The following is a 14,852-nucleotide window of genomic DNA, read 5'->3' as shown; positions in this document are numbered from 1 at the left end:
AGATCCCGCCTGTTTTCACCGTAACATAAAATTACCGGAAATTAGGAGATAAAGTATGAGATTAGAGCAGTTAAATCCCGTACTCCACTTGGAAGATTACGAAGACATACCTGAAGACATTCTCCGCTGGAAGGACGATTCAGAGCTGCAGCAAGGGGCCGGATGGCTCCGGATCGCCAAGAAGATTCAAGCAGCCGAGAGGCCGCAGCTAGACAAGCGTCCGTATACAACAGAGGGCGTCCCAATACCGAATCAGCCGTGCAATCAGCCGTGCGTAAAGGTCCCGTCCCCGCACAAGCTGTGTGTCGGCATAGGACAATATCACACAGAGATGGATGGAAACATCTATCTCTGTGTTCTTCTAAGCAGAGATACAAGAGAAGTCTTATCCTGTTCATTCGGTGTATACCGTTCCCCGGAATTAGTACAGAAAGCCCTGGAACTATTTTTTCAAATATATGACTATCCGAGCCAAAACGGACAGGAAAAATACCGGGAAATATCACTTCTCTCCAGCAGAAATCCGATTTACCAGAAAAAGCGCTACACTGACATCCTCAGCAGATTTCCAATAGTACCAGTAATGCCCCCTCCCGGAAGCCGGGGCCAGGCGGCCATAATAAGCACGTATTTTTCTCAGCTGATGAGGAGGAAGGGCAGGACCATATTCTATACATGGCAGGATGCGATAGACTGGATTTCCGACGATATCACATGTTATAATGAACGGCAAAGATACAAAAGCGGACAAGTAATTTCATAAAGTATTCAGAAGAGAAGGTGTTTATATGTACATAGCAGATTTGCATATCCATTCCCATTATTCCCGTGCAACCAGCAGGGACTGTAATCTGGAAAACCTGGACTTATGGGCGAGACGAAAGGGAATCCACATTGTCGGAACCGGTGATTTTACCCATCCGGCCTGGCGGGAAGAAATGCTGGAAAAGCTCCAGCCGGCGGAAGAAGGGCTTTATACTTTGAAAGAAGAATACCGCATATCAGACGGCTCTGTAGCGGATGTGATGATCCCAAGGTTTGTAATCACAGGAGAAATCAGTTCTATCTATAAGAAGTACGACAGAGTCCGGAAGGTACACAGCCTGATTTTGCTGCCGGGCCTGGAGGACGCGGAGATACTGGCAAGAAAGCTGGAGATCATTGGAAATATCCATTCAGACGGGCGGCCGATCCTGGGGCTGGACTGTCATGATCTGCTGGAAATTATGCTGGAGTTGTGTCCCGGTGCAATTTATGTGCCCGCTCATATCTGGACACCTCATTTTTCCCTTTTCGGTGCTTTCTCAGGATTCGATTCGGTGGAGGAGTGCTTTGGGGATTTAGCAGGACATATCCATGCTATGGAGACCGGCCTGTCCTCTGACCCGCCGATGAACTGGCGGATTTCTGCGCTGGATCAGTATCAGCTGATTTCCAACTCAGATGCGCATTCCCCGGCTAAATTGGGCCGTGAAGCCAATCTGCTGGATATCGGGCTTTCGTTTACAGAACTCAGGGAGGCAATACAGACCGGAAAAGGCCTGCATGGAACGATTGAGTTTTTCCCCGAAGAAGGAAAATACCATTACGACGGCCACCGAAAATGCGGCATCTGCCTGACGCCTGCGGAGACGATAAAATATGGGGGCGTCTGCCCCGTATGCGGCCGAAAGCTGACAATCGGAGTGTCGCATCGGGTTGAACAACTGGCTGACCGGGAAGAAGGCTACGTTCGGACTGAGGCGAAAGGTTTTGAGAGCCTGGTGCCTCTGCCGGAAGTGATTGGTGCGTCCCTGGGGCACTCCGCGGCGAGTACAAAAGTACAGAAGGAGTACCGGAATATGCTGCGTACATTGGGACCGGAGTTCGAAATACTGCGGACGGTCCCTGAGGAAGAAGTGAAAAAAATATCGGGTCATCTGATTGCGGAAGGAATCCGAAGGCTGAGAGACGGAAAGGTAGAGCGCAATCCGGGATTTGACGGAGAGTATGGGACAATTCAATTATTTACGCAGGAAGAGATCGACCGTTTGGATGGGCAAATGAGTTTCTTTGATGCCCTTTGTATCCAGGCAGCAGAGACGGTAGAGAAACGCATCAACGAAGAGGGGAATCAGGCTGATAAGCCACAGATGTCCGGTGACGGCAAGGAGACTGCAGCGGAAACAGGGGCGGAAAATGTTGTACCAGAGAGCAAGGCAGACGGTGAGAAAACTGTAGGGGAAGCGGACAGCCAGAACCAATCGGCGGGGCTCAACCCGGAACAGGAACAGGCAGTTCGTGCCCTGGGCAGCGCAATTGCCGTGGTTGCCGGGCCAGGTACCGGAAAAACAAAGACTCTGATAGCAAGGATTTTACATATGCTGGAGGTGCGAAAGGTAAAGCCTTCTGAAATTACTGCGGTTACATTTACAAATAAGGCGGCAGGGGAGCTGATGGAAAGAATCAAAAAGGCGATTGGCAGAACCAGAAATCTGAACAAAATGCAGGTAGGGACTTTCCACGCGATCTGCCTGAATTTCCTGAAAAAACAGGGGATCGAATTTTCACTGGCGGATGATGCGGCCTCAATGGAGGCGGCAGGAAGGGCATTGGACGAAACCGGGCTAAAGATGAAGCCAAAAGAACTGCTCCGGGTGGTTTCCCTTCTCAAATCGGGAATGTCCCCCGAAGAGATGCAGACCAGGCTGGTACAAAACGGTGCGGATGAAGAGGAGACGGATATGCCTCTGAACTGGCAGGAAGGAGTGGATGCATACCAGAGGATTCTGCAGGAACAGAAGCTGTTGGATTTTGACGACCTGCTTCTGGAGACATTAAAGCGGATGGAACAGGGAGGCGCACAGGATGGATGGGAAAAAGGGTTTTCCTATCTGCTTGTCGATGAATTTCAGGATATTAGTCCCATACAGTACCGGCTTATTCAGGCTTGGAGCAAAGGCGGAAGGGAGCTGTTTGTAATTGGGGATCCGGATCAGTCCATCTATGGTTTCCGCGGATCGGATGCGCGTTGTTTTGAAAAGCTGAAAGAGGATGATCCGGATATGCAGGAGATCCGGCTTGCATGGAACTACCGCTGTACACCTTCCGTACTTCATGCGGCTGCGTCTGTTATTTCACACAATCCGGGACCGGAGAGACGGCTTTTGCCCCACAGGCAGGAAGAAATGCCGGTACGCGTAGTAAATGCAGCAAGCGAGATGGCAGAGGCCATATTTACAGCAAAGGAGATCAACAGGCTTACAGGCGGAATCGGCATGCTGGAGGCCCAGGAGATCGGCGCCGGAAGCGGTAAAGAACGGGGATTCGGTGACATTGCCGTGCTCTACCGGACACACCGGCAGGCTGACCTGTTGGAGAAATGCCTCAGAAAAGAAGGAATCCCATATGTTAGAGCGGGAAGAGAAGCATTTCTGGCAGAGGATGAAGTAAGAGGGAGCATTTCCTTCTTCAAATGCCTGGCGAATCCGGCGGATGAATTTTCTAAGAAAATATCCCTGAGGCTGTTATGGAATATGGAAATGAATGTGGTGGCAGAGGGCGTATTTCAGGCAATGGCAGAAAAGTTCAGACCCCTCTATGCAAAAAGCAGGCCTCAGAAGTTCCTGGAGAAATGGATAGAAGAAATGCAGATGCAGGATAGCACTGCGATGAAAAAACTTGCGGAGATGACGGTGTTCTATAAGAATATGGATGAATTTATGGAGGCGCTGAGCATGGGCGTGGAGAGCGATTTAAAACGCTGCGGTGACAAGCGCTATACAGGCGAGGCGGTCACACTTATGACGCTTCACGGGGCGAAGGGACTGGAATTTCCTGTAACATTCATTTATGGTGTCAGAAAAGGGCTTATCCCCTTTGAAAAAGACGATACTGTAGATACAGAAGAGGAGCGCAGGCTTTTCTATGTCGGTATGACAAGGGCGAAAGACGAACTGATACTGACAACTTCCCAGGAAGAATCCGAATTTCTCGCGGAACTTCCTGAGGAGGAAATCTGCAGGGAGAGGGCAGACAAACGTAAAAATGCGGACAGTGGGAAACAGATGAGTCTATTCGATTTTTTATAAAAACGGACATCGGAAAAAACACTCAAAAAGAGTGGGTTAAACTTTCTTTTTGTTCATAATTTGGACAAGCTGGGCATATAATATCTCATATTTGTAATAGGGCCCGGAATGCGGCTGAAAGGGAGAATTATGGACAAGAAGAAAATCAGAGGAATAGCGGGAATAGCCGTGGTGTTGGCGGTAGCCGCGGCCGGAGTCTTTATCTATTCGGCCAGAAAGCCGGAACGGGCAGCAGGAAAACAGGTAATGGCCGGTCAGGTCAGCCGGCAGGCTTCATCACAGACAGAAACTCCGAAAGCCGGTGCTGAGAAACATAATGACAGGGACACTACCAAAGCCGGCTTAGCGGAATTAAACGCGAAGGAATCAAACACGGAGGAATCAAATACTGAGAAATCAGATATTGAAGAATCGAATACAAAGAAATCAGATCCTGTAAAACCGGACACTCAGGAACCAGATACTGCAGCAGAACCTGAGAAAACAGAGAACCAGATCATCATAGCGCTGGATCCCGGCCATCAGGGACCGGATGCGGGAATGATGGGAGAAGAAGAGGACGGGCCGGGTTCCGGTATCATGAAGGCGAAGACAACATCAGGCACTGCAGGCCGTTTTACCGGACTTGCCGAATATCAGCTCAACCTCGATATAGCCAAGCAGGTAAAAGCGTGTTTGGCTGAACGTGGTTTCCAGGTGGTGATGACCCGCGAAAACCATGAAACATCGGTCAGCAATCAGGACCGTGCAAAGATTGCAAATGAATCCGGAGCAGAACTTTGTGTAAGGATTCATGCAAACGGCAGTGAGAGTCCAGAGAGTGCCGGTGCTCTGTGTCTGGTTATGTCACCGGATAATCCTTATGCAGGAGGCCTGTACGAGGAGAGCTTCCGGCTCGCAGAGAATGTCCTGAATTCATACTGCGCAGCCACCGGTATTTATAACAGAGGCGTTCAAACGGACGATACCATGACAGGAATTAATTGGAGCCAGGTTCCGGTTATAATCCTTGAGATGGGATTTATGACCAACCAACAGGATGATACGCAGATGGCAGATCCAGAATTTCAGCAAAAAATGGCTGAGGGGATAGCAAACGGTATTGCGTCATATATTAGAGAATGAGCTTACGAGGAAACTTATGAGGAGTGGGATCTTTTCCTGGTCAGCAAATTTCTTAAATTTTAGGAATAGTAAGAGGTAACCCACAAAATCAGTCGGCAAAAGTTGATTATGATCCAATTTTTGCCGGCTGATTTTGTGTGTTTCCTCTTACTGCTGCTTAGCACAGCGGCCAGTATCCCCAACAGACAGATGCTTCCGTCTGCGTCCCGTCCCACGTCATGCGTCCCCCCTTCCCCAAAAAAATTGGAAACTCAGCCCCTTATTTAGGCAGGTTAGTTTATGGGGATTGTTTTTCTGATTTTGAGCAAGTATAGTTAATACAGATATTGAAAGGGGGAGGGCTTTTTGAAAATCTCGATTCAAACGGACAGTCAGATTGATGAGACAGAGATACAGATTACCTGCCGGCATTTGACTCCGCAGCTGGAGCGGGTGATTTCGATCCTGCGCATTTTAGATTTTAAGCTGCTGGGAGAGAAGGACGGGGAATCGCATATTTTGGATATTTCTAAGATCCTTTATATTGATACGGCTGATAAGAAAACTTTTTTGTATACCAAGGACGATGTTTTTGAATCTTGCTTAAAATTATATGAGCTTGAGGAGGAACTGAAAGAGTTCGATTTCTTTCGGGCAGGAAAGTCCTGCATTATTAATCTGCGGCAGATCCAGAAGATCCGTGCGGATCTGGACAGGAAGCTGCGGGTAACGATGACAAACGGGGAGCAGCTGACCGTGTCCAGGCAGTATGCGGACTATGTGCGAAAGAAACTGGGGGTGAAATAAATGGAAGAAAAAAAGAATTTTTTTGACTTTGCGGAAAATGTACTTTGTACATTTGGGTTTATGATGATCCTGATGATGATCTTTACGTTTGCTTTCGGAGAAGAGACCCGCACTCTTTCCACGATGTTCAGGCTGGGCGGGAGCGGGATTGCGCTGGCTACGATGTGCCAGTATCTGGGGTTAGCCATACTGATCACCGGGATAAGGTTCCTTTTCTTTTCGGAAAGGGCGGCAAAATATATGCCGGAATTGTACCGGATCTGCCTGATGCTGCTTTGTTCTGTTCTGGTAATTGTACTCTTTATTATTCTGTTTAAATGGTTTCCTGTCCAGATGTGGCAGGCCTGGGTGATGTTTGTATTATGCTTTGCAATATGTTTTGGGGCCAGCGTCTGGATCATGTCTGTTAAGAACCGGATGGAAAATGAGAAACTGGAGGAAAGCCTGGAGTATCTGAAGGAAAGATGGAAGGAGGATCAGGATGGAGAACGCGATTAGTATAAGAGGTGTCAGCAAATCATTTCACGAAAAGCAAGTGCTTAAAGAGATTTCTATCGAGATCCAGAAGGGGGAAGTCTTTGGCCTGCTGGGGCCTTCCGGAGCTGGGAAAACAACGCTGATTAAGTTAATTACCGGTCAGTTAAAGGCGGACCGGGGGGAGATCCGGGTACTGGGACGGCCGGTCACTGAGCGGGCCAAAATCTACAGCCAGATGGGGGCTATGCTGGATGATTCAGGTGTTTATGAAAGGCTGAGCTGTTACGACAATTTGAAGCTGTTTACTGATATCCATGGGATTCCTAAAAGCCGGATTCGGGAAGTACTGCGCCAGGTAGGCCTGGACGGGGAAGGGCGTACGGCTGCGTCCAGCCTGTCCAAGGGGATGCGCCAGCGTCTGATCTTCGCCAGGGCGATTCTGCAGGAACCAAAGCTGTTATTCATGGATGAACCGACCGGTGCCCTGGATCCGGCCATGACGGCGGAAATACACGGGCTGATTCGTGAGCAGAAAGAGAAAGGCGCCACCATATTTCTGACCACTCATAATATGGAGGAGGCGGCAAAGCTGTGCGACCATATCGCGCTGATCCATCAGGGAAAGATTGTGGAATACGGCGAACCGGACGCTTTGTGCCGCAAGTATAATGAATTGAATCAGATTCAGATTCTATTTAAAAACGGAGAGATGCTGACTCTGCCCAATTCCCCGGAGGCTGCTGACACGATATCATCCTCATTCCGGCAGGGAGAGGTAGAGAGCATCCATTCAACAGAGCCGGATCTGGAAACTGTATTTATGAAACTGACAGGAAGAAGCCTGGTGAAAGGCTGAAGCAGGCAGTCACCCTGCAAAAACTGATATTGAAAAAGAGCTGCAGGGAGGTCTGTACCACATATTAGGAGGCAGATATGAGAAATGTAACCGCGATTCTGAAAAAACAATGGAAGGATACCCTAAAAAATAAAAATGTACTGATCCAGTTTGTCATGTTTCCTGTATTAGCGGTTATCATGACGTTTGCAGTGGAGATGCCGGGCTTGCCGAGAAATTATTTTGTTTATATGTTTGCATCCATGTATATTGGAATGGCGCCGCTTATTGCTACGACGGAGGTTCTGGCAGAAGAAAAGGAAAAACATACATTAAAGGCGCTGCTGATGGCAAATGTCAGAATGCCCCAGTATCTGGCGGCAGTGGGCGGGTGCGTCCTGCTGGCGTGTCTGGCAGGCACGGTGTGCTTCGGTCTGACGGCTGAACTTTCGGGCATGGCATTTTTGAAGTTCTGCGGCGTCATGATGACGGGGATCATCCTGTCCGTTCTGATCGGTGCAATTATCGGAATTGCATGTAAAAGCCAGATGAGCGCAACCTCCCTGACAGTGCCCGTTATGATGGTGCTCTCTTTCTTACCAATGCTGTCTGCGTTTAACGATACCATTAAGAAAATAGCTGCCGTTTTTTATTCACAGCAGATTTACTTGATGATCAGCGGAATGGACGATGGCGGTACAGCAAAGGCCTGGGGGACTATTTTAGTGAATCTCGGTATTCTAACGGTAGTTTTTATCTATGTTTATCGGAAATTGGCTGAGGAGTCTTAGCTGCAGTTCAGACCATGCCGTGTACTTAGTGCCTCGTAAAATAAGTAACTGCCACATAAGCCGACCTAAATTTCCGATAGCACTACTCCACAAGCCTCAGCGTAGCCCGCTACGCCTGCGTTTGTGGAGCAGCACTCTCGAAAATATATCTCAGCTTAAATTGCAGTTACTTATTTTACGATGTACTAGCTGCAAGGTCTCGGAGCTAATGAAGTAGTGGTTATCCTATAGAAATGGCTGGCGCACCTTGTCTATATGATGTATAATAAATATAATATTCGGATGACAGGAGGTAAGGTATAATGGGAGAATTATCGAAACTGCCCAATATAGGAGCGGTGGTGGAAGAACAGCTTCGGGAGGCCGGCATTACTACGTTTGATCAGCTCCGGGCGATGGGAAGTAAACAGGCTTGGCTGAAAATACAGGAGATCGATTCATCCGCCTGTATCCACCGTCTGTATTCGCTGGAGGGCGCAATACGGGGGATCAAGAAGGCGCAGCTGCCTCCGGATGTAAAAGAGGATCTGAAAGATTTTTATAATCATTTTAAAATGTAATCAACAAAGATTTATATAAGATGAACTGGACTGCATGAAAAAGGCCCGCCGGACTGAGCGATATAGTTTTGGCGGGCTTTTTTTGTCTTTCTTTGTGTATTAATTCTCGTATATGGCAGCGATATCATATAATCTGCGCTTCATTTCTGTACGGATATGTAACGGCTCTAAACACTCGCATTTGTCTCCAAAACTGAGAAGAATATTGTAGTAATATTCGTTCTCTATGAAAGGAAAACTAGCAATGCAATGCTCATTACCGTCCGGCGAGAAGTCTTCATAAGTACAATAATCAAGTACCCTGTCCATGACAGAGTTATGAAAACGAATTTTGATTTTGGTCTGCATAGATGCCAGAATATCAGCAAAATATAACTGCGGTTTTTGATAATCACGTGGTGCAAAAGTTTCCTCGTTCATTTGCAGATTTGACATACGGGATAGTCTGAATAAGCGAAAATCATTCCTTTTATGGCAATATCCCTGCAAATACCAATGACTGCTTTTCAATACAAGCTGATAGGGTTCGGCTGTTCGTGCAGTTTTATTTCCGTAGCGGTCTGCATAATCAAATGAAATTAGTTTGCTTTCCTGTAAAGCTGTTTTGATTATTTCTAAATAGGGTTGTATGTTTATGTTCCCCATCCACGGACTTAAGTCTATATATATTTGATTTGCCTTTAATTCTATGTTTTTTGCCTGGTCGGCGGGGATAAAGCTCTTGACTTTCGCAAGGGCATTTACCAGTTCACTGCCGCTTATCATATTGGAAAGACTGGAAAGTCCCATTAAAATAGCGGAAAGGTCGGCAGTCGAAAACACCTTTTTATCCACCTTGTAATTCTGCATGATTTCAAATCCGCCGCCGACTCCCGATGCGCCGCGGACAGGAATACCTGCCATGTTGATCGCGTCTATGTCCCGGTAGATTGTGCGGCGGGAAACTTCAAACATATCTGCTAACTCCTGTGCGCCTACCCGCTCTTTATCAAGGAGTATCATAATAATACTAATAAGCCTGTCAACTTTCATGTGAGAACCACCTTTCAAAACGTAACAGTTCGGGCAGGCCGGAACTGTTACTCAAAAACTTATTTTAAATATAAATTGTTGCCATAATGTTGTCAACAATTAGATGTTATTATAAAAAAGCAAACAAAACAATTTACCTGTAGGAGGAGACAAAATGCAGAACAAAGCCTTAGTAGTAATAGATATTCAAAATGACATCACAAAAAATTACAAAGATATTATAGACAATATCAATAAAGCTGTCGATTGGGCAGACAATCATAATATTCATGTGGTTTATATCAGGCATGAAAATCTATCAGCAGGCACGAGGACTTTCAAACCCAATACACACGGGGCGGAATTAGCTTCAGACTTAAAAATAGTATCAAATAATATTTTTACAAAATATAAAGGAAACGCATTGACCAGTGAAGAGTTTGCAGACTTTATCAGCAAAAATGAAATATGTGATTTCTACATAGCAGGTGCAGATGCTGCTGCCTGCGTGAAATCGACCTGCTACAACTTATGCAAAGCAAATTACGGCGTTTCCGTACTTTCGGATTGTATTACCAGCTATGATAAAAGAAAAATCGACGAAATGCTGCGCTATTATGAGAGTAAAGGCAGTAAAATTATGTGTTTGAATGATCTGTTACTTTGAGCTCCTACTATATAAATAGTCTGTAGTTTATAGCATTGTTTCCTGCCCGTAATAGTTCAGGTAAGCCGGAACTTTTACTCCTGCTGTCTAATACCTCTGTTCGGAATATACGGAATGCGGTGAGAGATATTTTTTCTACCAACTTACGGGCATAAAAGAAACGCCGGCAGCCTGCAAAAACGTATCGTTTATGCAAGTTTCCGGCGTATTTCAAACAGCAGCTATTTCTGTTCCTGTACTTCAATTTTACGGATTTCTTTTGTTCTTATTTCCCGGCAGACTGCGTCGATAAATTCCGGAAGGCCTTTCGCACCTTCATCTCCAAGGAAACGGCTTCTTACGGATACGGTGCCTTCCGCTTCTTCTTTTTCCCCGACAATCAGCATATAAGGGATCTTGGCAAGCCTTGCTTCGCGGATTTTGTATCCGATCTTTTCGGAGCGGCCGTCCACCGTGGCGAGGATATGATTAGCCTTCAGTTCCTTCTCCACTTTGCCTGCATAATCCAGGTATTTATCGGAAACAGGGAGGATACGTACCTGTTCTGGGCACAGCCAGGTGGGGAACATGCCGGCATATTTTTCGATCAGCCAGGCGAGGGTCCTTTCGTAGCAGCCGATGGAGGTTCTGTGGATGATATAGGGGCGTACTTTATCGCCGTTCTGGTCAATGTAGTACATATCAAACTGTTCGGCAAGCAGCGCATCCCACTGGATTGTGATCATGGTGTCTTCCTTGCCGTATACATTTTTTGCATTAATATCGACTTTGGGGCCATAGAATGCGGCCTCGCCCTCATCCTCCACGAATGGTACGTCCAACTCGGTTAGTATATTGCGGATGTGGCCCTCGGTTTCTTCCCAGACTTCTGCATCCCCAATGTATTTTTCCGTGTTATTCGGATCCCATTTGGACAGGTGGTAAGTGACGTCATCCTGAAGGCCCAGGGTGGTCAGGCATTTTTTAGCCAGAGCCAGGCAGCCTTTAAATTCTTCTACCATCTGGTCCGGGCGGACGATCAGGTGTCCCTCGGAGATTGTGAACTGGCGGACACGGGTCAGGCCGTGCATCTCCCCGGACTCCTCGTTGCGGAACAGGGTCGAGGTCTCACTGTAGCGGAGCGGAAGATCGCGGTAGGACTTCTGGCTGGCTTTGTATACATAGTACTGGAACGGGCAGGTCATGGGTCTCAGAGCAAAGACTTCCTTATCCTTCTCCTCGTCTCCAAGCACGAACATGCCGTCTTTATAGTGGTCCCAATGACCGGAAATCTGGTACAGGTCGCTTTTGGCCATCAACGGAGTCTTTGTGCGGATATAGCCCCAGTTATTATCCTCCTCATCCTCTATCCATCTCTGGAGTGTCTGGATAATTTTAGCGCCCTTTGGCATCAGCAGGGGGAGTCCCTGGCCGATGACATCCACTGTGGTAAACAGCTCCATCTCGCGGCCCAGCTTGTTGTGATCGCGTTTTTTCACTTCCTCCAGGTACTGAAGGTACTCGTTCAGCTCGTCCTTTGTGGCAAAAGCACTTCCATAGATCCTCTGCAGCATGGCTTTATTGGAGTCGCCTCTCCAGTATGCGCCGGAAGAGGAAGTCAGTTTAAATGCTTTGATTCCCTTTGTGCTCATCAGGTGCGGGCCTGCACACAGATCCACAAATTCTCCCTGTCTGTAGAATGAGATGATGGAATCTTCCGGGAGATCACGGATCAGCTCTGCCTTATACGGCTCACCTTTTTCTTCCATAAAAGAGATGGCTTCCTCTCTTGGAAGTGTAAAACGCTCCAATTTGGCGCCCTTTTTAATGATCTTCTTCATTTCTTTTTCTATTTTATCCAGATCTTCCCGAGAGAACGGCGCAGAGTCAAAATCATAATAATATCCCGTGTCGATTGCGGGCCCGATTGCCAGCTTTGCATCCGGATATAGATTTTTTACGGCCTCGGCCAGTACGTGGGAGCAGGTGTGGCGTACAACCCGGAGCCCTGCCTCATCACGGGCGGTCAGGATATTCAAAGTGCAGTCATTTTCAATGACTGTTCTGAGGTCAACGACCTCTCCGTCCACTTCTCCTGCGCATGCCGCTCTTGCCAGCCCCTCACTGATATCAAAAGCAATATCAATGACGGATTTGCTTTCCTGGTATTCTTTTACAGATCCATCTTTCAGTGTAACTTTCATTTGTTTTCTCCTCCTTAAAAAATAAAGCCCCTGAACAATCTGAAAACTGTTCAGGGACGATAGACTTTGATACCGCGGTTCCACCCTTTTTGCAAGTGCCACTCATTAGACGGTAACGGTGTCGGCCGGGCTGTATTAAAGCCGCTCCAGGGTGGTTTTCGGATGATGTCCCATGAAGTGACTCTCAGCAAATGTCTTTCTCTCTGTATGGTTGCTCACCTTACTCGTCCTGTCTTCGCGTTAACGGTATTGATAAACCTGTTTTTTAGTATATCATTTCTTAATGAAAAGTCAAGGGGGCGCGGAGCGGTGGTGTGGAAATCAGGTCATAGCCGGCTGAACAGTTCCGGGCTGCCGGAATTGTTCATACTGTAGACAAAGTCTTTTATACTAACAAGGTTACAGCTCGGAACGCAATGTTTATTCATAGTATAAATATACAGCGCTTCATTTTTTCTATTTACTCTGGTATAATTAAGTAAATTGAAATTTTCAGACAAGCTCTAGCCGCAGCGGCAGCTAAGAAGGGAACTGTAATGGAAAAAAATATAAAGAAAAATAAACTATCCTGTATTAGTGTCTTTTTCATCCTGTTGCTTTTTGCTGTGTGCATAACTGTGAATGCACTTTTTTGTAGTGCCTACAATCTATATGAAGTATTAGATAAGACAACTGTTTTTGAGACGTGCGAAATTTCAGGAAGTATCGTTACCAATGAAGACGGTAATAATATTACCTGTTTTAAGACTTCATTTTTGGACAAAAATAATTCTAGTAATGAAACTATAACGAAGAATAAATGCTCAATACTCACGATTGCAGCTATCCCAAAAGCAACCGGCCTGCTTCTTTTTCTTATTATAGTTTTTCTTTTTTTCTATTTAACCTTATTTATATTATTGCCTGATAAATGGACATTAATTAATCAAAAGATACGTCTGGACAATTGAATCAATTCCTTCGCAAATCATGGCCAAAGCATAAATATACATGACCATACGAATCCCTTATTGCAAGTGTGCTGGTGGTTATAAGTCATTTTTAGAATCAAACAATGGCTTCTTTTTTGTATGCAAATAGATAGCGGGTATCAACCGCATACCTATTTTTAGAGCGAAGCAGAGATTCAATTGGAGGAATATATAATGAAGAAAAAGATATATAAATTTTTTATTACCCTAATGGTGATCCTGTCCCTGGGTTCAGGTCCCATAGCCATGAATGAGATAGCCAAGATGCTAGAAGCTCTTTCAGGTACAGGTGATGCGCAGGTTCAAGAACTTGATGAAGAAGAAAAAGAGTCCGAAGAACTAAAAAAAAGAAGAGATTCCCAGATTCATATAAAGATAATTGATGATAGATAGGGGGAAATTGCTAATGTCTTGATTATTATTAATTGTGCTAAAACTTTAAAAATATCTGTCACACCATGGAGCAGATGGTGTCTAATTTAAAGGAAGAAAAAATAAACAGTTAGGAGAAGGATAAGATGAAGGAAGCAAACGATAACAAACATGCGCTTATAGAATCTGCAGTCGGTGGAAATGCAGATGCGCTGGAGAAACTTCTGGCCGGAATTCAGGATATGGTATTTAATCTGTCTCTGCGGATGCTGGGGACAATCCCGGATGCGGAGGATGCGGCCCAGGAGATCCTGGTACGTGTTATGACGAATCTGGGGACATTTCGGAGAGAAAGCGATTTTCAAACATGGGTGTACCGGATTGCGGTGAATTATCTGCTTAATTATAAAAAGTCTATGTTTGCGCATCAGCCGCTGGATTTTGAATTTTATGGAAATGATATCAAATACGCGGCTCTGGATGAGACGGAGGGGCTGATTGAGGAGGAGAGCAGGCAGCAGCTGGCGGAGGAACTGAAATTGTCCTGTACCAATGTGATGCTGCAGTGTCTCGATGCAGAGAGCAGATGTATATTTATTCTGGGCACGATGTTTCGGATCAACAGCCGTACCGCGGGGGAGATCCTGCAGATGTCTCCTGAGAATTTCCGGCAGAGGCTTTCCAGAATCCGCGGGAAGGTGGCTGCATTTCTTGCAGAATACTGCGGACTGTCCGGCGTGGGAATGTGCACCTGCAGGAAGCGGGTGGAATATGCGGTCCGGCAGAAGAGAATCAGCCCGGAACGCCTGGAGTACCTCAAGCTCCATCCCCTTGAAAACCAGGTGCTGGAAGAGTACAAAGACGAGATGGAAAAGCTGGACGAGCTTTCGCTTGTATTTGATGAACTTCCGATGTACCAGACCCCGGAGACGATAAAGGAAAGAATGCTAATGGTAATGAATTCTTCCCAGATGAAAAAGATTCAGGAATATTAGGAGGCCCAA

The 14,852-nt window shown here is 46.3% G+C and carries 14 protein-coding genes; 12 read left to right on the top strand and 2 right to left on the bottom strand.

The genetic code is table 11. From position 1 onward, the window contains the following. The first annotated feature begins 55 nt into the window (after nucleotides 1-55). The 8 genes from BN1938_RS10665 to BN1938_RS10630 all read left to right on the top strand — a co-directional run bounded on the left by BN1938_RS10665 (nucleotide 56) and on the right by BN1938_RS10630 (nucleotide 8,644). Nucleotides 56-763 (top strand): hypothetical protein, encoded by a 708-nt coding sequence (locus BN1938_RS10665; protein WP_050640567.1) that lies wholly within the window; start codon nucleotides 56-58, stop codon nucleotides 761-763. Between the two features lie 25 nt (nucleotides 764-788). Then, nucleotides 789-4,070 carry a UvrD-helicase domain-containing protein gene (locus BN1938_RS10660; protein WP_050640566.1) on the top strand — a complete coding sequence of 1,094 codons (3,282 nt, stop codon included), beginning with the start codon at nucleotides 789-791 and terminating at the stop codon, nucleotides 4,068-4,070. A gap of 129 nt (nucleotides 4,071-4,199) precedes the next feature. After that, a complete protein-coding gene (locus BN1938_RS10655) occupies nucleotides 4,200-5,195 on the top strand; it encodes an N-acetylmuramoyl-L-alanine amidase family protein (protein WP_050640565.1) in 996 nt (331 codons plus the stop codon). A gap of 345 nt (nucleotides 5,196-5,540) precedes the next feature. Continuing rightward, entirely contained in the window at nucleotides 5,541-5,981 is a 441-nt protein-coding gene (locus tag BN1938_RS10650; protein ID WP_050640564.1) for a LytTR family DNA-binding domain-containing protein, read from the top strand. After that, nucleotides 5,982-6,479: a hypothetical protein gene (locus tag BN1938_RS10645; RefSeq protein ID WP_050640563.1), complete on the top strand. Its 498-nt coding sequence runs from the start codon at nucleotides 5,982-5,984 to the stop codon at nucleotides 6,477-6,479. It abuts the gene before it with no gap. Further along, nucleotides 6,463-7,314: an ABC transporter ATP-binding protein gene (locus BN1938_RS10640; protein WP_050640562.1), complete on the top strand. Its 852-nt coding sequence runs from the start codon at nucleotides 6,463-6,465 to the stop codon at nucleotides 7,312-7,314. Before BN1938_RS10645 ends, BN1938_RS10640 begins: the two co-directional genes overlap by 17 nt. A 77-nt stretch (nucleotides 7,315-7,391) precedes the next feature. Next, complete coding sequence (locus BN1938_RS10635) at nucleotides 7,392-8,084, top strand: ABC transporter permease (protein WP_050640561.1); 693 nt, start codon at nucleotides 7,392-7,394, stop codon at nucleotides 8,082-8,084. A gap of 302 nt (nucleotides 8,085-8,386) precedes the next feature. Next, nucleotides 8,387-8,644 (top strand): TfoX/Sxy family protein, encoded by a 258-nt coding sequence (locus tag BN1938_RS10630; protein WP_050640560.1) that lies wholly within the window; start codon nucleotides 8,387-8,389, stop codon nucleotides 8,642-8,644. A 99-nt stretch (nucleotides 8,645-8,743) separates the two neighbouring features. Here the strand turns inward: BN1938_RS10630 and BN1938_RS10625 are convergent, their stop codons facing one another. After that, nucleotides 8,744-9,676: a helix-turn-helix transcriptional regulator gene (locus BN1938_RS10625; protein WP_050640559.1), complete on the bottom strand. Its 933-nt coding sequence runs from the start codon at nucleotides 9,674-9,676 to the stop codon at nucleotides 8,744-8,746. Nucleotides 9,677-9,830: 154 nt separating this feature from the next. On the opposite strand from BN1938_RS10625, the gene BN1938_RS10620 reads away from it, so the two are divergent. Then, the gene (locus BN1938_RS10620) at nucleotides 9,831-10,322 is read left to right on the top strand and encodes a cysteine hydrolase family protein (protein WP_050640558.1); all 492 of its coding nucleotides are present in this window, start codon (nucleotides 9,831-9,833) and stop codon (nucleotides 10,320-10,322) included. A 221-nt stretch (nucleotides 10,323-10,543) separates the two neighbouring features. On the opposite strand, the gene thrS is transcribed toward BN1938_RS10620, so the two are convergent. Beyond that, nucleotides 10,544-12,505: a threonine--tRNA ligase gene (thrS, locus tag BN1938_RS10615; protein WP_050640557.1), complete on the bottom strand. Its 1,962-nt coding sequence runs from the start codon at nucleotides 12,503-12,505 to the stop codon at nucleotides 10,544-10,546. Between the two features lie 536 nt (nucleotides 12,506-13,041). Between thrS and BN1938_RS10610 the strand changes: the two genes are divergently transcribed. The 3 genes from BN1938_RS10610 (at nucleotide 13,042) to BN1938_RS10600 (ending at nucleotide 14,843) form a co-directional block, all read left to right on the top strand. Beyond that, on the top strand, nucleotides 13,042-13,455 hold the full coding sequence (locus tag BN1938_RS10610) for a hypothetical protein (RefSeq protein ID WP_050640556.1): 414 nt from the start codon (nucleotides 13,042-13,044) through the stop codon (nucleotides 13,453-13,455). A 195-nt stretch (nucleotides 13,456-13,650) separates the two neighbouring features. Further along, nucleotides 13,651-13,869: a hypothetical protein gene (locus BN1938_RS10605; protein ID WP_050640555.1), complete on the top strand. Its 219-nt coding sequence runs from the start codon at nucleotides 13,651-13,653 to the stop codon at nucleotides 13,867-13,869. A 125-nt stretch (nucleotides 13,870-13,994) separates the two neighbouring features. After that, nucleotides 13,995-14,843, top strand: coding sequence for an RNA polymerase sigma factor (locus tag BN1938_RS10600; RefSeq protein ID WP_050640554.1), 849 nt, complete (start codon nucleotides 13,995-13,997; stop codon nucleotides 14,841-14,843). Nucleotides 14,844-14,852 lie beyond the last annotated feature (9 nt).

This window comes from Eubacterium sp. SB2 (assembly GCF_001244405.1).
In the GTDB taxonomy this organism is placed as follows: Bacteria; Bacillota; Clostridia; order Lachnospirales; family Lachnospiraceae; genus Faecalicatena; species Faecalicatena contortus_B.
The sequence above is the reverse complement of the archived record's forward strand: the minus strand, read 5'-3'. Positions and strand labels throughout refer to the sequence as shown.